This is a genomic window from Mucilaginibacter segetis (assembly GCF_016522075.1).
GTDB classification, from domain to species: domain Bacteria; phylum Bacteroidota; class Bacteroidia; order Sphingobacteriales; family Sphingobacteriaceae; genus Mucilaginibacter; species Mucilaginibacter segetis.
Genome location: NZ_JAEHFW010000002.1, coordinates 196,826 through 214,888, shown reverse-complemented (window position 1 = coordinate 214,888; position 18,063 = coordinate 196,826). Strand labels below are relative to the sequence as shown.

General features: G+C 39.6%; 18 protein-coding genes and 1 tRNA gene. 2 read left to right on the top strand and 17 right to left on the bottom strand.

The genetic code is table 11. The features are described 5' to 3' along the window. Positions 1-76 precede the first annotated feature (76 nt). From I5M19_RS10565 to I5M19_RS10490, 16 genes are all read right to left on the bottom strand, one after another. A complete protein-coding gene (locus I5M19_RS10565) occupies positions 77-757 on the bottom strand; it encodes an OmpA family protein (protein ID WP_200066297.1) in 681 nt (226 codons plus the stop codon). A 206-nt stretch (positions 758-963) separates the two neighbouring features. Next, a complete protein-coding gene (locus tag I5M19_RS10560) occupies positions 964-2,301 on the bottom strand; it encodes a sensor histidine kinase (protein WP_200066296.1) in 1,338 nt (445 codons plus the stop codon). 5 nt (positions 2,302-2,306) lie between these two features. Beyond that, entirely contained in the window at positions 2,307-2,990 is a 684-nt protein-coding gene (locus I5M19_RS10555; protein ID WP_200066295.1) for a response regulator transcription factor, read from the bottom strand. Between the two features lie 5 nt (positions 2,991-2,995). Then, positions 2,996-3,874 carry a hypothetical protein gene (locus I5M19_RS10550; protein WP_200066294.1) on the bottom strand — a complete coding sequence of 293 codons (879 nt, stop codon included), beginning with the start codon at positions 3,872-3,874 and terminating at the stop codon, positions 2,996-2,998. A 24-nt stretch (positions 3,875-3,898) separates the two neighbouring features. Next, on the bottom strand, positions 3,899-4,264 hold the full coding sequence (locus I5M19_RS10545; protein WP_200066293.1) for a hypothetical protein: 366 nt from the start codon (positions 4,262-4,264) through the stop codon (positions 3,899-3,901). Between the two features lie 137 nt (positions 4,265-4,401). Then, positions 4,402-5,328, bottom strand: a complete 927-nt coding sequence (locus tag I5M19_RS10540) for an FAD:protein FMN transferase (protein ID WP_200066292.1) — start codon at positions 5,326-5,328, stop codon at positions 4,402-4,404. A gap of 188 nt (positions 5,329-5,516) precedes the next feature. Then, positions 5,517-6,590 (bottom strand): peptide chain release factor 1, encoded by a 1,074-nt coding sequence (prfA, locus tag I5M19_RS10535; RefSeq protein ID WP_200066291.1) that lies wholly within the window; start codon positions 6,588-6,590, stop codon positions 5,517-5,519. 165 nt (positions 6,591-6,755) lie between these two features. Continuing rightward, positions 6,756-7,511: a UDP-2,3-diacylglucosamine diphosphatase gene (locus tag I5M19_RS10530; RefSeq protein ID WP_200066290.1), complete on the bottom strand. Its 756-nt coding sequence runs from the start codon at positions 7,509-7,511 to the stop codon at positions 6,756-6,758. Positions 7,512-7,566: 55 nt separating this feature from the next. Next, entirely contained in the window at positions 7,567-8,118 is a 552-nt protein-coding gene (locus I5M19_RS10525; RefSeq protein ID WP_200066289.1) for a DUF922 domain-containing protein, read from the bottom strand. Positions 8,119-8,143: 25 nt separating this feature from the next. Next, on the bottom strand, positions 8,144-9,085 hold the full coding sequence (locus I5M19_RS10520; protein WP_200066288.1) for an SPFH domain-containing protein: 942 nt from the start codon (positions 9,083-9,085) through the stop codon (positions 8,144-8,146). A 72-nt stretch (positions 9,086-9,157) separates the two neighbouring features. Continuing rightward, the gene (locus tag I5M19_RS10515) at positions 9,158-10,156 is read right to left on the bottom strand and encodes an L-histidine N(alpha)-methyltransferase (protein WP_200066287.1); all 999 of its coding nucleotides are present in this window, start codon (positions 10,154-10,156) and stop codon (positions 9,158-9,160) included. A gap of 18 nt (positions 10,157-10,174) precedes the next feature. Continuing rightward, a complete protein-coding gene (gene egtB / locus I5M19_RS10510) occupies positions 10,175-11,323 on the bottom strand; it encodes an ergothioneine biosynthesis protein EgtB (protein ID WP_200066286.1) in 1,149 nt (382 codons plus the stop codon). Between the two features lie 5 nt (positions 11,324-11,328). Continuing rightward, complete coding sequence (locus I5M19_RS10505) at positions 11,329-12,900, bottom strand: ABC transporter permease/substrate-binding protein (RefSeq protein ID WP_200066285.1); 1,572 nt, start codon at positions 12,898-12,900, stop codon at positions 11,329-11,331. Continuing rightward, on the bottom strand, positions 12,893-13,858 hold the full coding sequence (locus I5M19_RS10500) for an ABC transporter ATP-binding protein (protein ID WP_200066284.1): 966 nt from the start codon (positions 13,856-13,858) through the stop codon (positions 12,893-12,895). The genes I5M19_RS10505 and I5M19_RS10500 overlap by 8 nt, the downstream gene beginning before the upstream one ends. Positions 13,859-13,867: 9 nt before the next feature. Then, positions 13,868-15,256, bottom strand: a complete 1,389-nt coding sequence (locus I5M19_RS10495) for a mercuric reductase (protein WP_200066283.1) — start codon at positions 15,254-15,256, stop codon at positions 13,868-13,870. A 1-nt stretch (position 15,257) separates the two neighbouring features. After that, the gene (locus tag I5M19_RS10490; protein ID WP_200066282.1) at positions 15,258-15,539 is read right to left on the bottom strand and encodes a DUF427 domain-containing protein; all 282 of its coding nucleotides are present in this window, start codon (positions 15,537-15,539) and stop codon (positions 15,258-15,260) included. A gap of 269 nt (positions 15,540-15,808) precedes the next feature. Here I5M19_RS10490 and I5M19_RS10485 point away from each other — a divergent pair. Together I5M19_RS10485 and I5M19_RS10480 are read left to right on the top strand one after the other, a co-directional pair. After that, a tRNA-Glu gene (locus tag I5M19_RS10485) sits at positions 15,809-15,880 on the top strand. A 255-nt stretch (positions 15,881-16,135) separates the two neighbouring features. Beyond that, the gene (locus I5M19_RS10480; protein WP_317193232.1) at positions 16,136-16,462 is read left to right on the top strand and encodes an Arm DNA-binding domain-containing protein; all 327 of its coding nucleotides are present in this window, start codon (positions 16,136-16,138) and stop codon (positions 16,460-16,462) included. 351 nt (positions 16,463-16,813) lie between these two features. On the opposite strand, the gene I5M19_RS10475 is transcribed toward I5M19_RS10480, so the two are convergent. Beyond that, on the bottom strand, positions 16,814-17,614 hold the full coding sequence (locus I5M19_RS10475) for a hypothetical protein (protein ID WP_200066280.1): 801 nt from the start codon (positions 17,612-17,614) through the stop codon (positions 16,814-16,816). Between the last annotated feature and the right edge of the window lie 449 nt (positions 17,615-18,063).

Genomic DNA, 18,063 nt, shown 5'->3' with positions numbered 1-18,063 from the left:
GGAGTAGGATGCAAAAATAAAGCCCCCTGCTGGGCAGGAGGCTTATTAAAAACTATTAGTGATCTGTATTATATGCTTAGTTAGCAGCCTGGCGTGCTTGTTCTTTCATTTGCTCATTAGCAACAATAACAATTTCTACACGACGGTTTTGCGCACGGCCCTCAACAGTGCTGTTATCTGCAATTGGTTCAGTTTCACCTTTACCTTGTACAGTTAAACGAGATGCCGCTACATTATTTGCAGCTATATATGATTTTACTGATTCGGCTCTGCGGATGGAAAGATCCATATTATGTGCATCAGAACCGGTATTATCAGTATGGCCCACAATTAAAATATTGGTTTGCGGGTTATTTATTAACGATGTTGAAAGGTTTTCGAGATTAGTACGGGCAGCGGCTTTAAGATCGGCCTTATCTGTATCGAATAAAATACCAGAATCAAACTTAACTAATATACCTTCACCTTCACGTATTACAGTAGCACCCGGTACAGTTTGTTTAATTTCGGCAGCTTGCCTGTCCATATTGCGACCAATAAAAGCACCTGCAGTACCACCAACGGCACCACCTATAATAGCGCCTAATGCAGTATTACCTGCTGCTTTACCTATAAAGGCACCAATAGTACCACCGGCACCGGCGCCTATAGCCGCACCTTTTTGAGTTTTAGTAAGTGAATTACAACCAGCGCCTAAAACGCCTGCCATTGCTATAGCAATACCGAACGTAGCTATTCTTATTTTTAGAGTCTTCATTTTTTAATAAATTGATGTGTTTTTACAAGGAGATTTGCAAAACCGATGCCAAAGCGGATAAATATGTATTATTAATAATTATATCATATTAACCATATTTATATCTATCAGAACAATAATTTTTTAATATTAAGGCAATATTATACAGTTGATAGAAATGTGTGCAAATATTAAATAACCGGCACTGACTTTAATTTAGTACACATTTAGGTCGGTAGTTCTTTTATAAGCTTTGCTGGTATGATTAAATTAAAAACTGAGCCTTCGCCTTTTTGGGAGGTAACTTTTATTTCTATATTGTGAAAAATAGCAATTGATCTAACTATAGGCAATCCTAAGCCAAAACTATCGTGTAATAAAGATCGTTTCAATTTTTTGAAACGGTTAAATATAAACGGTAACTCATCTTCACTTATCCCTATCCCGGTATCGGCTATGCTGATGGTGAATTTTTGTTGATGCATATGCCCGGCGATCGCAATGTTACCGTCGGGTTTATTATATTTTATAGCATTATTTACCAGGTTGAAGAACAGGTTGAATAATAAAAATTTATTCACGTTGATCAGTACCACATTTTGCGGCATATTTACTGAATAGCTGATGTTCTTTTCCTGCAGGCGTACAGATATTTCATCATAAACATCTTGTAGTAACATGTGGGATGGTATTTCGTCCTCTTTTAAAAACTGGTCGTTCTCTATCTGTGATATCAGCAACAGGGTTTTAGTTATACTTTTAAGACGGTTCAGTATTTTTTGCATTTCCAGCAACCTTACCTTCACTTCATCCTGTATGTCCTCCTGCTCAAACATATTCTCGATCTTTGATTGCAGGATGGAAATAGGTGTCATGAGTTCATGGGAGGCATTGGAGATGAACTCACGTTCTTTTTGGAAGGCCCGTTCAATGGTCTCCACCATTTGATGTATACTTATATCAAGGTGTTGGAAATCGGAAGTGGTGGTTTTAACTTCTTTGTATGTGGTAAAACTTGGGAACTTGTTGCCAACCAATTTGGTTTTTATGATAAGGCTGAGTGGCCGTAATATATAGTTGGCGTAAATAATATCGGCAAGTATGGTGAGCAGTATCATGCCCAGTAAAGTTTTAAAGGCTATGTTTTGTAACGGTCCTGTAGTTTCACCAATAGTTTCGGTACTTTTGCCTATTTCAAGCAGATAGTTTTTGTTACCGGCTTTAAAAGTATGACTAAGTATACGATAGTCAATAGTGTCCTTTTCCACTAAACGTTTTTCGTCCTGTATAGTATCTAAAAAATAATCAGGCGCTACTTCATCTAAACTAATGTACTCCTCTTTAAGAGGCAGGTAACTGCCGTAACTTTGGCCGTCTTCTATATAGGTTTGTATACCCTGCTCGTGTACTATTTGTAAAAGTTTATCCTTTTGTTTTACAAGCCGGTTATCTGTGTAATTTTTGTTGATGTTTTGGATTATAGCCGGCAGCAGCAATACAAAAAGTATCACTATAACCAACTTTGATATGGTATTAAACAGCGTAAGCTTGGTTTTTAATTTCAAATTACTTAAGTGTTTAGTTTTATACGGTATCCTAAGCCGCGTACGGTTTCAAGCCAGTCGGCAGGGGCAAATGCATTCAGTTTTTTACGTATATTTTTGATGTGCGCGTCAATAAAGTTAGAGTCGTAATCGTCATTTACCACACTGCCCCAAATATGTTCGCTCAGCTGTGCGCGTGTTAGGGTGCGGTTTTTATGTAAAATTAAATAGGCCAGCAGATCGAATTCTTTTTTAGTTATGGAGTTTATCGTTTCATGTTGGTAGGTAATGGTCCTGTCGGTTAAGTTAACCATAAACCCATCCAGATCAACCACTTGTTGAACAAGGCCAAACTTTCTGCGGGTGATGGCCTGCATGCGGCTTTGAAGTTCTAAAAGCGAAAAGGGCTTGGCAAGGTAATCATCAGCCCCCATATCAAGTCCGGTAATACGGTCATACACTTCGGCGCGTGCGGTTAATATGATACACGCAGCTTCGGGATTACTTTTGCGCGCTTCCTTTAGCAGATCAAGGCCCTCATAATCGGGCAGTCCCAGATCTATTAATATAAAATCATAAAGGTTTACGGCAATCTTTTCGGATGCATCGCTTCCGTTAAAGCAAACTTCGCATAGGTAATTATTTTTAGTAAAAAATAACTCTAGTTCAGATGCAAGCGCCTTTTCATCCTCAATTATTAAAACATTCATGAATGCTAATATAAAACGTAATAAAATGTAAGATTAAAAAACGACTCGCGCCGGTTTTTTAATGCACCTTCCACATTTACCGGGATAGAATACCGGTATGATGCCTCGAGTGTATAATGTGGTGTGTTATAAGCTAACGGGAGTTTAAAACTATAGTTGAGAACCCTGAAACGTGCGTTATCCAATTCGGTTTCATTGGGGTCATTATGCAGGTATATATCATCATACTTTAAACGGTATTCATGATCAACGGAATATCGCTGAACAAAATTTTGAGTACCGATGATCATATTAACAGATGGGTTGATAGAAAGAAAATCTTGATCATTAAAAATGCTGAAAACACTTTCCATGTATTTTGAAACACTTAGGGTTGTAAAAACATCGTATGATTTGCCGAAAAGGTAATCGCCCGTAAGGCTTGTTTTAAAATATTTCCAGTCGTATGAATTTTTAAAATTGATATCGTTTGAGGAAGACGATTTAATGATGGCCGACTCACGGTTGAAAAAGAAACGGGTATAACTTAGTGTTCCTTTGAATTTTGAGGAAAGCCGGTAGTAGTATCCACCTCCAAGGTCGAGTTCGTCAATTACTGGCTTATAGCCTAAAACCTTTAATACAGAGCCATAAATAAAAAACCCTGATTTATAATTTAGTATCAGATCGGCAGTAGTAAAGGGGTATTTAATAGGGCCGGTACGCCCAAAGAATAGGGCATCGGTGCCGTAACTCACACCTGCCGATATGGAGTTTTTGCGTATAACACTATCAGTATCGGCTGCGGCAATAGTATTCCTTAAGGCATAAAGCCCGGGTTTAAGCGCTTTTGCATTTACAACATTGCTGCTTAGTATAAAAAACAATAAACCAAAGTATCTCATTAATAAAATGTTGTAAACTTAATATTAATTATTGTTTCTTCTTGGTATTTCGGGCGGCCGTTCAACCCCTTCTGGTCTGCGTTTCCTCTTAGGCTTTTCTTTTGAATCTGCCGTACCGGCATCTTCTACCTTTTCGGGCTTAGGCATTTTTTTTGCCTTAGCCACCTCTTTTATTTTCTTTTTATCCTTATCGTCTTTTTTATCCTGCTTTTCATCCTCGGCGGAGTGTTGTTTGTCGGTTTTAGTAATAATGGTATCGCGCTGTGTAGCACCTGGTATATAAAATGATAAGTCATCCCTTGTATTGCCTGTAAAAGATGAACTTTTAGCTGCTAATAAACGTGGTACGAATATCATTAAAAGTACAATATACAAAAACCACTTTATCATTTTTATACAGAAGAAAAGGATATTATTATATTAACAACGTGCCAACAGGCCCTTTATAAATATAATTTAAAGAGAAATTGGTTTAAAGTTTATAATTGATTGATAAATATATCATTCAAACATCAAAAAAAAACCGATCAGGCTATTAAATTAATATCTTTTGAGGTGTACACCCTGGAATGATCATCGACAATGATGCATGCCATTTGGTTTAGTTTATTTATTAAATATAAGCCTGCGTTAATGCCCATAGCTATTATTGGAGCAACCATGGCATCTGCAAACTCAGCACCTGTGGTAATAATGCTTACCCTGTTTATTTTACTTACCGGAAAACCATTGTCAGGATTGATATCAATGGTGGAGTTATTATTAATTATAAGTTGTTCGGCATTAAAGGAGGTGGCAACTGCCATGTTGCTGATGTTGATATTGGCATAAGGCTGTCCTGTTTGTGAAGGATCGGCAGCTGCAATTGTCCAGGGAGTTTTATTTTCCTGCAGGCCCCAGCTAAGTAATTGCCCGCCTGCGTTTATTACACCACTGCTTACACCTTCCATTTGTAAAATATATTTGGCCCTGTCAGCAGCGTAACCCCGGCTAATAGCGCCAAAACCAATGCGTATTTCCTTGTTTTTTAAAAACACGGTATTGGCGGTAGCATCAAGCACAATATTTTTATAATTGGTAAAGTTTGCAGCCGTTTTATTTGTAACCGCAGTATTGCTTTTTAATTTTTTACCTGCAGCCTTATAGGTAATATCAAATCCGCCATGTGTCAGATCGGAGATTTGCACAGCCCTGCTAATAAGCCCGAAAATCTCCGCATTTACCACTACCGGCCTTTTGCCTGCATTGCGGTTTATCAGGCTTATTATACTGCTGTCATTAAAAGGGCTTAATAACTGCTCTACGCGGTTTATTTCGTTAATGGCGCTATCAATTCGGGTATTTGCCCAATTTTCATCATGTCCTAATACATTTATCTCAAACCGGTTCCCCATTAATGTAACCTCACGACGATGAGCCTTTATAGTGCCGGTTAATTTTTTTACTGTTAGCATAGGTAAATAAATTATGTGCAATTAAAATGTTATACCCTTACATTACGAAAGAATGCATGAAAGTGCAACCTTACAGATGCTAAAGTAAAATGTGAGTATGAAAATGAGATGAAATGAACTTTTGTGTAAATAAAAAAGCACTTTAAAAAAGTGCTTGAATTATTTACATAAAGGGGAAAAAGGATGCTTTAAACTACGGTACCTTCTTTCAGTTTTTCGGCGTTTTCGGCAAATTGAAGAGCTTCCATTATCTCCTGCAGATCGCCGTTCATTACACCGGTAAGGTTGTAAATTGTTAACCCTATGCGATGTTCAGTTAAGCGGCCCTGAGGATAATTATAGGTACGTACCTTTGCTGACCTATCGCCCGTGGCTACCATTGTCTTACGTTTTTTAGAGGTTTCCTCCAGGTGTTTTTGCAACTCCATTTCGTATACCCTTGAGCGTAATACCTGTAATGCCTTATCATAGTTTTTTAACTGCGATTTCTGATCCTGACATTGGGCAACTATACCCGTTGGTATGTGTGTTAACCTTACGGCAGAGTAGGTAGTATTTACTGACTGACCACCTGGCCCTGAGGCGCAGAAAAGATCCTTACGGATATCGCTCACCTGCAGGTCGATATCAAATTCATCAACCTCGGGCAGTACAACTACAGATGCTGCTGATGTATGTACGCGGCCCTGTGTTTCGGTATCAGGTACGCGCTGTACGCGGTGTACACCGGATTCATATTTAAAGTTACCGTAAGCATCTTCGGCATTAACGTTGAACACAATTTCCTTGTATCCGCCGGATGTACCCTCTGTATAATCCACCAGTTCAGTACGCCAGCCGCGTTTTTCGCAATAGCGCATATACATGCGGTAAAGGTCACCCGCAAAAAGAGCAGCTTCGTCGCCTCCTGTACCGCCACGTATCTCGATAATGGCATTTTTAGAGTCTTCCGGATCTTTTGGTATCAGCATCAGGCGTATGGCTTCTTCCATTTCCTCCTGCTGTTCCAATAATTCATCAAGCTCAGCTTTGGCCATTTCACGAAACTCTTCATCTTTCTCGGTAGCCAATATCTCTTTATTGGTATCGATATTGCTCATGATGTTGCGGTATATATTATACTGATCAACAATCTTGGCCAGGTCTTTATATTCTTTATTCAACTGCGCAAAGCGTTTCATATCAGCCATTGCTTCCGGGCTGCTTAGCTCGGTTTCTACTGCTTTCCAGCGTTGAAATATTAATTCTAATTTCTCTAACATTGTTTATTTTGAATTGCAAATACAGCTAAATAGATTTAACTATCCGGTTGCTATAAAAATTAATTGCCAATTAATTGCAGCACTGTAAAAGCATGCAAAAATAAGCATTTTTGAGCATATAACATATTCAGCGTATTGTAAATAGATGTAGCACAGATAAGGCACTTATTCCGGTTTTTCGAAGTATTTTAGCTCAAGACTGGTGCCATCAAATACCGCGTAGGTGTTGTAATTAATCCATTCACCCAAATTTACATACCTGCTATTAGGAGAGATTTCTTTTTCGAGAGGCAGGTGTTTGTGACCGAAAATGAAATAATCATAATGGGCGGATCTTAATAATTCCTTAGCATGCGTAATTAACCACCCATGTTCGTAACGTCTTTCCGGCAGAGTTCTTACACCTTTTGTCCGGCTTTTTTTTGACCAGTTATTTGCAATTCCTATACCTAGATCGGGAGGGATTAATCCAAATAACCACTGACACAAAGGTGAACGGAATATTTTTTTGAGAAATTTATATTTTTTATCTCCCGGCCCGAGACCATCGCCATGATGTAAATAAAATATTTTACCACTGCGCTCAATAACCAGTTCATCACTTATAATGCTTGCATTTAGCTCGGTTACAAAGTAATCGAACATCCACATATCGTGATTGCCTTTAAACAGGTAAAGTTTTATACCGGAGTCGGTTAATTCTGCCAGTTTGCCTAAAAAGCGTATATATCCTTTTGGTACAACTGTTTTATATTCAAACCAAAAATCAAAAACATCTCCCAACAGGAATATTTCAGATGCATCAACTTTAATAGCATCAAGCCATCTGATAATACGCTCTTCGCGCTGACGAGAGGATTTATAGCTCCTGGCACCTAAATGAAAATCTGAAGCAAAGTATAATTTTTTACCGGCCGGCATACGGTCTCAAAAATACAGCAATAAATGGCAGATACAAATTGATTTTGTCATAACCCTATAAACTGGCATTTGAAGCTGGCATGGTATCTAAGCGCTTAGTAAAATAAATATCCCAACTGTGTTGTTGCTGGCGATTGCCCATATGCTCGGTATCTTCATCATAGTCAATATTTAATTGCTTATACTTGGCATCTATGCGGTTAAATATAGCCATTGCCTCGTTTTTATAATTTGCAGTAAAGCGGGTTTGTGCCATTTTTCGGATAACCTCCTGCTGCTCCAGGTAGGCGATATTGTAATGGCCCTGTTCATGTTTCAACACTTCGGCCAATAACTCCGGAGAGGTAATGCGTGAACGGTCCAACCAGGATCGGTCGGCATTCATGTTTAGCCTTACGTTAAAATGTACCAAATAATCATTTCCACGGTGCGATGCCTGAAAACTAAAATCAATGGTGCAGTTAGTGTAACCTACTACGCCGCGGTTATTTATTTTAGGGGAGCCCAAAAAATCATTAACGGTTAATTGCCGGTAGGGCTGGGCAAATAAAACAGAAGTAATAAATAGTAAAGCGATTGTGAAACCCGCCCTTAATAGTTTAAACATTATAAGCCTTTTAGTAAAACTGAATTTACTTTTTGACTTGATCGGTATGTAAAAGGTTTAAACTCATCATTTCTTTCATGGTGCGGTTCATGCCCTCGGTAGAACCATCAAGGAAAATAACATTGCCTTTTGAGTTCTCCGCGAAATGTTTAATGGATTCCGTCCACATGGTAAAGAGGATGACGGAAGTGTCCATATTGGCGGTTTGCATTTCCTTAGCGGCCATGGTCATACCTTTGGCTACTTCCTCCCGGAATAAAGCGATACCCTGCCCTCGTAACTGAGCCGCCTGCCGCTCTGCCTCGGCAGAAATCTTGATGGCATTCCCTTCGGCCTCTGCAGCTTTTGTCTTGGTGATTAAAAGGGCCTGCCCTTCGTTTTCGGCTGCGGCCTTAAGATTGTTTGATGCTACCACCTGGCTCATGGATTTCATGATCACATCATCAAAGGTGATGTCGTTCAGTTGCAGATCCTGTAAATGATACCCCCAGTTCTCTAAAATGGTATCCAGTTGTTCTTTTACGTGTTCTACAATATCGCGCCTTAATACCAGTACCTCTGTTTGGCGTTTGGTGGCCACAAATGCACGGATAGACCCCTCTACGGTACGGATCAATGCCTGCATCAGGTTACGCTCGTCAACAAATTTAAACGCTACGTTTTTAATGGTTTCCTCGCGTTGGTCCAGTACTGAGAACAGCAACATGGCTTTAAAATAAACATTGGCCTGATCATAGGTCACCGCCTGAAATTCCAGCTCGACTGATCGGTTCTGGATAGATATCTGCGAGTAAATATTTTCTATAAATGGCAGTTTAAGATTAAGGCCCGGCGTAAGGATACGACGATACTTGCCAAATGTGGTGATCACCGCAATAGTACCCTGCCTTACAGTTACGAATGAAGAAAATAATATAACAAGAGCTATAAAAAAGATTATAAGTGTGATAATAGCTGTAGGTGACATTTTGTAAGTGATAATTTTAAATAAATATAGGTTTTATTTTAAAATTACCAACCGGCCTGTTTACGCATCGGATCAGGCTGCAACCCAAATAGCATCAATAAACCACTTTTTGCTGTCAAAAAAATGGGTAAGGTGTTTAAAACCTGTTGCCGAAGCCATTTGTGTAACCTGTTCCACCGTGTATTTTTGAGATATCTCCATATAAATGTATTCATCTTTTTTAAAATGAATATTCTCTTTACCATTTAGCTTAACATGCTGATCTATAAGACTTATTAAATAACTTTTACATGCTCCGCTCTCCGGGTCGTATGTGGCGTAATGATCAAATTGGTCAATATCAAAATCAGCATTTAATTCACGGTTAATGCGTTCAAGCAGGTTAAGATTGAATTTTTTGGTGATTCCACCTTTATCGTTATAAGCTGCCAAAACCGTTTTGGGGTTCTTTTTAAGATCCACCCCAATTAAAGCCATATCCCCTGCAGATAAATGGCTGCGCAATTCCCTGCAAAAGCCTTCGGCTATCTCAACAGGCATATTGCCGATATTGGATCCTAAAAACATTACTACCTTACGCTTGTCGGATATGGATGCCGCTTTTTTAAGCATATTAAAATATTCTCCGTTTAACCCCTGTATACTAATGCCCGGTAAAGTTACGGGCAGGGTAATGTTAAGATAGGAGATCACATTTTCGGAAATATCAATAGGCAGGTAGGTGAAATTAGCTTTTTTATCTATCAGGTGTTTTAACAGGTGCGATGATTTGGTGGCATCGCCCGCGCCTAATTCTATCAGGTCAAATGCGTCGCCATCACCCATAATGGCCTTGGCCAATGCACCGGTCTGCGTAGTGAATATATCCATTTCGCAATTGGTAGGATAATATTCGTCACAGTTCATCAAATCCTGAAACAGCTTGTCGCCGTTAGCATCATAAAAATATTTTGATTCCAGCCGCTTCGGGGTTGCCGTCAGGCCTTTTACTACATCTTTATAAAAAAGATCATCAGTATTAAGCTTATCGCCGGATACGCTGGTTATGGTTTGGGTGTTATTGTTTTCCATAAGATGATGTTGCTGCTGTTATTTTGCAAGACGTATGCCGGTGAATTGCCAGCGTAATTCTGGTTGAAAAAAATTGCGGTAGGTAATGCGGCTATGGCCCGGCGACGTAGCTTCTGACGCACCCCGCAGTACCTTTTGCCCTACCATAAATTTGCCGTTATATTCGCCAATGGCGCCTGGGGCTTTTGTAAAACCTGGGTATGGCAGATACGCGCTTTCGGTCCACTCCCAACTTTTACCCCAGTTAAATTGATTGGCGGTAACCTCCCATTCATACTCAGTTGGCAGGCGCAGCCCTTTCCATGAGGCGTAGGCGTATGCTTCGTAGTAGCTGATATGACAAACCGGATCCTTTAAATGAAGCTGCTGTAAGCCATTAAAGGTGTAATTGTGCCACTCACCATCTATCAGGTGCCAGTATAATGGCGATTCTATTTTGTTGGTGTTTACCCAATCCCATCCGGCAGCGTGCCAGTGGCGGAAATCGTGATAAGCGCCGCTATTAATAAATTCAAGATATTCCTGATTGGTTACCAGGTTCGGGCTGATCTCAAAAGCATTCAGGTAAACTTTGTGACGGTTAAGTTCATTATCAAAACAAAAGCCTTCGCCATTAAAACCTACTTCGTAAACGCCTTCCGGCTGTTTAATAAATTCGCTTGCCGATGATTCAACTTTTAGTGAAATGTAATCTGTTGAATAAGCCGGGAATAAAGGGTTATGACCTAAAATATATTTTATATCAGTAAGTAATAATTCCTGGTGCTGCTCTTCGTGGTTAAACCCAAGTACCATCAGTTCTTTAATATTATCACTTATTTCCCTGCAAAGGAAGTTTTCCATTGCATCGTCCACATATTTGCGGTACTGTTTTATTTCAATTACCGTTGGGCGACTTAAATTGCCACGATCTGTACGGATAACGCGGTTACCTACGGTTTCGTAATAGCTGTTAAAAACATAATTGTAATCAGGATTGTATTCCTGGTAAGCTGTAAAATATGGTTTAAGTATAAAGGTTTCAAAAAACCAGGTGGTATGGCCAATGTGCCACTTAGGCGGACTTACATCTACTACTGGTTGTACCACATAATCTTCAGTTTGCAGCGGGGCACATATCTGTTCGGTACGTTGCCGTACTTTTTTATATCGTTCAGCTATATCCATAGGTGTTATTTGCTTTCCAAATAGCGTTTCAGGTCTGAAATTGTTTTAATATTTAATTTTTTTGCTTGCTGCTGTCGCATCATTAATGCATAAGCATTATTAAAGCCAATAGGCTGCAGCCATTTTATATCATATCTTTTTTTAAACTCGTTTTTAACATAATTATAAGTGCTGTCCTTATCGCCATGCAGGGTGTTTATAGTTGCTGCGGATGGTTGCAATATGGCTAACAATCCGGTGCCCGTGTATTCGGGGTAAAGGTCTATCTGATTATTTGTTAAAGCATCGAAACATATTTTTGTACCCCCCAGGCCTGTTTTAGTGGCTACATCATAATTGGTATAGCCCTTTATCAGCATCATATACATACTTGCCAGTATATATTGTTCGCCAAATATTTTTGAGCCGATACGCACTGTGCCATCGTGCCCGTTTTTTGCAGGCTTCCATAAGTTGTTTTCCGTTAAAAAATCCTTTGCTACCCGTTCTGGAGTTTGATGCAGGTAATCTATTTTATAATTAAGGGCGGTCATTACGCTATCGGTAATGGTTCCTGCAAGCAAGTTAAGGGTTTTTTCTAAAAGCGGGAATTTTTTAAGGGCATCTTCCCGTACAATAGGAGCGGCGTAGTAAGGCGGGAATATTTTTTTATCATCATTTAGCACCACCAGATCAAAGGCCTTAAGGCGACCGTCGGTAGAGTAACCGCTTATTACATCCAGTTGCTTTTCCTGGGCAGCCTTATACATTACCGCATCGTTAATAACTATGGTATGTATCTTTAAGCCATATTTACTTTGCAAGCCGAGGTTGCCATCCTGCCTGCCCATAAACTCAGGTGTAAAACCAGCGGTGAGCTTGCTGCCATAAGCCGAAGGGATAAAGTACAGGGTGGAAAGTAATATAATGATGACAGGTGCCGCTATAACCACCTTTCTTACCTTTTTAAAGTTCAACCTTTGCACCCGTGACAGCAGAAAATCGAAGATAATAGCCAGCAACGCTGCCGGAATAGCACCTGCCAGTATCATGTTAGTGTTATTAAGCGATATGCCGCCAAAAATAAACTCACCTAAACCACCTGCAGCTATGTATGATGCGAGGGTGGCTACACCTACATTAATAACCGTAGCGGTGCGTATACCGGCCAGTATTACCGGCATGGCTAACGGAAGCTCTACCTTGAAAAGCACCTGCCACCTGCTCATGCCCATGGCAAAAGCAGCCTCCTTTACGGATTCATCCACACCTGTTATGCCTGTAAATGTATTGCGGATGATTGGTAACAACGCATATAACAGCAATGCAACTATCGCAGGTTTTGCTCCGATACCTAATACGGGGATCATAAAACCAAGCAAGGCAATACTGGGGATGGTTTGTAAAACGCCCGCTACTCCTAATACAAAGCCCGAGATCTGTTTTTTGCGGGTGATGTAAATGCCCAGTGGCAGGCCTATTAACACCGCTATAAACAGCGAAATAAAAGTTAATCCGATATGCTGCAGGGTTTGTACCGCCAGTTTATCCGACTGTTGGCGCATAAATTCAAATAAAGTTTGTTGATGCTCATTCATGCGGCTGCTGCGTTTTATGTTCAGAGAAAGCAGCCATTAGCTGGCCAAACGTAATGGTTTTAAGCTCGTTTTTTTGCTGATGAAGAACAGACATACTTTCGCCGTTATGAAACTTGAAACCTTCTAAAGTTGTCCAAACATCGGTTTCGGCAGGTAATGATGACTTGCTTGTTGTTTTACCACCACCGGGCAGATGCTCCCATAGATCGGTTAATCTGATAGCCCTAAACTCCAGTTGCAGACGCTGATCCTGCAGGAAGTTGCTTACAAAACCGTTGATGGGGTTAAACAGCAGATCGGAGGGTGTGCCCATCTGGACGATCTTTCCTTTGTCCATCAGTGCTATCCTGTCGCCCAGCTCAAAAGCCTCCTGCACATCATGTGTAACCATGATGATGGTTTTGCGTTTCAGTTCATCTAAAGCCTTAAACTCCTGGTGTATTTTTGAACGGGTAACGTTATCCAGCGCGCCGAAAGGTTCGTCCATCAGCAAAACCGGGGGGTTAGCAACCAAGGCCCTCGCGAGACCTATGCGCTGTTGCTGACCGCCGCTTAATTCATTAGGATAAGCGGTTAAATAGTTATCAGACAGGTGTAGCTTTTTTAAAAGCTCGATTACCCTTTCCCGGGTCCGCTTTTTATCCCACTTTAATAAATTAGGCACTACAGAAATATTCTCCTCTACGGTATAATGCGGAAAAAGGCCGTTATTTTGCAATACATAGCCAATCCCCCGTCTTAAATCCTCAGGCAATTGTGCATTAATGTTATTGCCGTTAATGGTAATGGTGCCGCTGTCGGGTTCAATTAAGCGGTTAAGCATTTTAAGCGTAGTTGTTTTGCCGCAACCGCTTGTACCTAAAAGCACCAAGTTTTCGCCCTCGTTCACTTCAAACGAAATATTGTTCACCGCTGTGGTTTGGCCGAATGTTTTTATCAGGTGCTCAGCTTTGATCATAAATCAGTGTTAATCCTCAATAGCCATAAAAAGGTTATTTAACGATTCGGAAAAAGTTGGATGCGCGAACACGCAATAGCGGATCTGCTCATAAGTTATCTTTCCCATCATGGCCATTTGCAATACCGACATGATCTCGCCGCCCTCGCTCCCCACTATGGCAACGCCTAATATTTGTTTAGTGTCTGCATCAACCACCGCTTTCATTACACCACGGGTATCGCCGGTTTCAATTGCCCTGGCCACATGCGCCATAGGCAATTTAGCCACTTTTATATTTAACCCCTGTTTTTTAGCTTCGGTTTCTGTAATTCCTATACGTCCCAATTCCGGATCGGTAAACATACAGTAAGGAACGGGTCTGTCCTTAATACTCAGGTTTTTCTTTTCTATTAGGTTGCGGTAAACTATCGTATAATCGTTATAGGATATATGGGTAAATGCAGGGCCGCCCTTTACATCACCTAAAGCGTATATCCCCTTTACATTGGTTTCCAGTTTATTGTTGACCTTTATGTACCCTTTATCGTCGGTAGCAACTCCTGTTTTATCTAATCCGAGCGATACTGTTTGCGGTGTACGCCCAACTGCTAATAATATATGTGAGCACTTGATCTTTTTTTCCTGATCACCTACGGTGAAATATGCGGTTATTTTTCCACCAACTTTTTGTTTTACTTTGGAAAGACTGGCGCCTGTATGTATTTTGATCTTCTCCTGCTCAAGTATGCGGGTAACTTCTAAAGCAATGTCATTATCCTCGCGGGGAAGGATATGGCCCGATCTTTCCAGGATGGTAATCTTACTACCAAAGCGGGCAAACATCTGCCCAAACTCTAACCCTATGTAATTACCACCAATAACAAGCAGATGCTCGGGCGCTTTATCTAATTCCATAATAGATGTAGAGGTAAGGTATTCAATGCCATCCAGTCCTTCAATATTATCCGGGATATAGGGTTTGCAACCCGTGTTAATGAAAATAAGATCAGCTTTAAACTGCATGTTTTTACCTTTTTTTGGGTTTACATCTATTGTTTTGTTATCAATAAATACTGCCTCGCCAAATATAAGATCCAGGTTCTTTGTTTTTTCGATAGCTTCCTGTCCGCCATTGCGGGATTTAAGCACAATACCATCCTTATGCTTTTTAACCTGCGGCATATTAACCGTATAGCCTTTAATTTTAACACCCATATCATTACAGCGTTGGCCCAGATAGGCGAGCCGTGCACTGGCTACCATGGTTTTTGTTGGCGTGCAGCCATCGTTAACGCATGTGCCGCCGATAAATCGTTTTTCGACCAGCAAGGTTTTTTTGCCCGCGTTGGCCAGCTTTTTGGCAAGAGGTGAGCCTGCCTGCCCTGATCCGATAACTATCGCGTCGTATTGCTTCATATTATTCAGTTATTTGTACACCTTTCCAGAAAGCGATATAATTGGTAATGTTTTCGGCCGCGGGTTTTGGCGCGGGATAATACCATGCAGCATCCGGATTTTGTTTGCCATCAACATTAAGTGAATAGTAAGATGCTAAACCTTTCCATGGGCAGGTGGTATGCGTAGCAGATGGTTTTAAAAACTCCGCCTTTACACTTTGCTTAGGGAAGTAATGATTATGTTCAACTACAATGGTATCGTTGCTTTCGGCAATTATACGGTTATTCCAAATCGCTTTCATATCAGGCATGGGTTTATATAAAGGTATCGATATAGGTTGCATTTAATAAATAAACCAACGCATTTTTTGTTTGGCAGAGGTAATATTTAGGCTAAGGGGTAAGCAGATAAACTACCAAAAGCGGGCACAAATAATTTTTTTTAAAAGTTTATTTTTAATTTATGTGGAAACGTATATCTTTGCAATCCCAAAATAAGGGGAACAAAGTTTAAACAAAGGGTTTAAAGGCAACTTAAAACAACAAAATTTGAACTTGTCCCTGAAAAAATGGCCCGTTCGTCTAGGGGTTAGGACGTTAGATTTTCATTCTAGAAACAGGGGTTCGATTCCCCTACGGGCTACTAAAACAATACCAAAAGGTGCTAAAACCCTGCAAATCAAAAGATTGCAGGGTTTTTTGTTAGCATCAAAACACCATATTATGCACCAAAACGCAACAAAATGAGCGTAATTCGGTGCGTAACCAAATGGAAAATAACCACGCACCGAATTGCTTATAACAAATTGATTATCAACATGTTCAGCGAGTGAACATCTTGATAAAAGCAGGCTACAAACTTACTTTTGTTTAACTTTTAAGCTTGTAATTATGAGTAATTTCCATCTGCTTTTCTACATCAGAAAACAAAAAAAACTACAAAGGGGGTGCAATGCCCATCTACATGCGCATCACAGTTAGTGGTAAACGCGCGGATATATCCGTAGGACGCGATTGTGATCCGGCTAAATGGAACAAACACGCAGGACGTGCAATAGGAACCAAAGAACAAATCAAGTCAATTAACAACTATCTTGATAGTCTGCAAACCAAACTTCGGAATGCGCATCAGGTATTAATTGATACGAACCAGCAAGTAACAACTGAAAGTTTGCAGAATCAGTTCACAGGAAAGAATCAAAAATGGAAATTCCGAGGCCATTGACCACCTCATTCCGAGAATGTAAAAAATCGATTCTGCAACACTTTGACCAGGCTAATTTATTGACTGAAACAAATGACTTGGAAGAACCGAGTACACAAATCGGTGCTCTAAAGCCTACGGAATTGCATGGTCAAGCCTCCCGGAATCTCCAGTAAACAAGGAATTCAGATAATATTCTTCAAAACAGAAAAACCTTCAAGTATTGTTTACTAAAACTTATCGCCAAAATCAATATTTAGATAATTATTTAATCGAATAGTTATGTTAAATAAACTTTAGTTTGCCGCTTGCCAACCTCTTAACTTATTTTTATTTTAACACCAGCTGATTAGCCAAATCTGCGAATATCATTTAAGTTAATGAGTTTACTAAATTCCGTAATTTTCCTTTGATTTTTTTCTTCTCATAACCGTATGCTATATTATTATCAGGGAGATTAAAAAAACTAGTACGGTCATCGATCTGATAAAGGTTCTCATTTCCGACAATTTCCTTTATCTTGGCAATTGAAGCACCAGCGGTTAAGTGTTTAGTTGTAATTAAGTTTCCCCAAAATACTCTCCAAATCTTGCCATCGGATTCCGACATTCGTTCCGCCCAAATTTGCAGCTCTGATTGTTCCTCTTTGGTCAAATTATAATTGCCTGTGCCTACTGCAAAGAAGGCTGGGAATTTCTCATTTGCCATACAAAATATAAACCCGTATGTTATTTTTTTATCTAATGATTTCAAGAAAGCTATCACTCGAACATAAAAGGCAATTAACTTATTATTATTGATGCAAGCATAAAAAAAATCCTTGTTCAGGGTAATCGTAATAAAACTACGCCTATCATACAAATTTGGACTATAGGAAACGGATAATCTTACATCTACTGATTTGTATTTAAAATTCGGCAAATAACTTAAGAGCTCAAATCCACCACCATTAAAATTATTGGGCAACTCAGAAATGAATTTGACAATATTAGCCTCTTTATATTTCAGAGTTTTGCCGCGCATGGCACTTTTAACTTTTAAAGAATACGAGATCTCATCGAATTTAATGTCAAATACATCGTTAACTTCTTTGTCAAAGTATTCGAGTAAGTTTTTTGAGTGCAAGCTATCTTCTTTAAAAAGAATAACCAATTCTAAACTTTCCTGTTTCATTAGTCTGCAAGATATACGAAATTTCGTATTTTTGAAGTGTAAGATTTGTATTAAATCTGCATCAAAAAAGTGGTTAGTAAGTCGGTGCATAATATATCGAAAACCATATAAAGTATTGTAAGTCAATAGGTTTTTCATCGTGTTCGATTCCCCAACGGCTACATTTAAAATAAATAAAATCCTGTAAGTTAGCTACTTACAGGATTTCTTATTTTAATTCGGACATTAAATTGATTTTTTTATTTAAACAATGAAAGAGCAACAACCGGCAGGTGTATTATGGGAGTCGAACCCTACCGCTTACGCGGTTTCACCAGCGAAGTATCACCCGACTACGGCATCTTTCATTATGTTTAAAAAGGGCTAAAAGCAACAAGTGTGTTTTTACTGAACTACTTGTGAAATTAATCACTGGCTGGATTTGAACCAACGTCCTTCCGCTTTTGGCG

Bases quoted from the DNA above. Each gene is read 5' to 3' on its own strand.
- I5M19_RS10540 (WP_200066292.1), bottom strand. From the start codon at position 5,328: ATGCTAACAGTAAAAAAATTAACCGGCACTATAAAGGCTCATCGTCGT.
- I5M19_RS10550 (WP_200066294.1), bottom strand. From the start codon at position 3,874: ATGAGATACTTTGGTTTATTGTTTTTTATACTAAGCAGCAATGTTGTA.
- I5M19_RS10525 (WP_200066289.1), bottom strand. From the start codon at position 8,118: ATGTTTAAACTATTAAGGGCGGGTTTCACAATCGCTTTACTATTTATT.
- I5M19_RS10545 (WP_200066293.1), bottom strand. From the start codon at position 4,264: ATGATAAAGTGGTTTTTGTATATTGTACTTTTAATGATATTCGTACCA.
- I5M19_RS10495 (WP_200066283.1), bottom strand. From the start codon at position 15,256: ATGAAGCAATACGACGCGATAGTTATCGGATCAGGGCAGGCAGGCTCA.
- I5M19_RS10490 (WP_200066282.1), bottom strand. From the start codon at position 15,539: ATGAAAGCGATTTGGAATAACCGTATAATTGCCGAAAGCAACGATACC.
- I5M19_RS10530 (WP_200066290.1), bottom strand. From the start codon at position 7,511: ATGCCGGCCGGTAAAAAATTATACTTTGCTTCAGATTTTCATTTAGGT.
- I5M19_RS10475 (WP_200066280.1), bottom strand. From the start codon at position 17,614: ATGAAACAGGAAAGTTTAGAATTGGTTATTCTTTTTAAAGAAGATAGC.
- I5M19_RS10505 (WP_200066285.1), bottom strand. From the start codon at position 12,900: ATGAATGAGCATCAACAAACTTTATTTGAATTTATGCGCCAACAGTCG.
- egtB (WP_200066286.1), bottom strand. From the start codon at position 11,323: ATGGATATAGCTGAACGATATAAAAAAGTACGGCAACGTACCGAACAG.
- I5M19_RS10500 (WP_200066284.1), bottom strand. From the start codon at position 13,858: ATGATCAAAGCTGAGCACCTGATAAAAACATTCGGCCAAACCACAGCG.
- prfA (WP_200066291.1), bottom strand. From the start codon at position 6,590: ATGTTAGAGAAATTAGAATTAATATTTCAACGCTGGAAAGCAGTAGAA.
- I5M19_RS10565 (WP_200066297.1), bottom strand. From the start codon at position 757: ATGAAGACTCTAAAAATAAGAATAGCTACGTTCGGTATTGCTATAGCA.
- I5M19_RS10515 (WP_200066287.1), bottom strand. From the start codon at position 10,156: ATGGAAAACAATAACACCCAAACCATAACCAGCGTATCCGGCGATAAG.
- I5M19_RS10555 (WP_200066295.1), bottom strand. From the start codon at position 2,990: ATGAATGTTTTAATAATTGAGGATGAAAAGGCGCTTGCATCTGAACTA.
- I5M19_RS10520 (WP_200066288.1), bottom strand. From the start codon at position 9,085: ATGTCACCTACAGCTATTATCACACTTATAATCTTTTTTATAGCTCTT.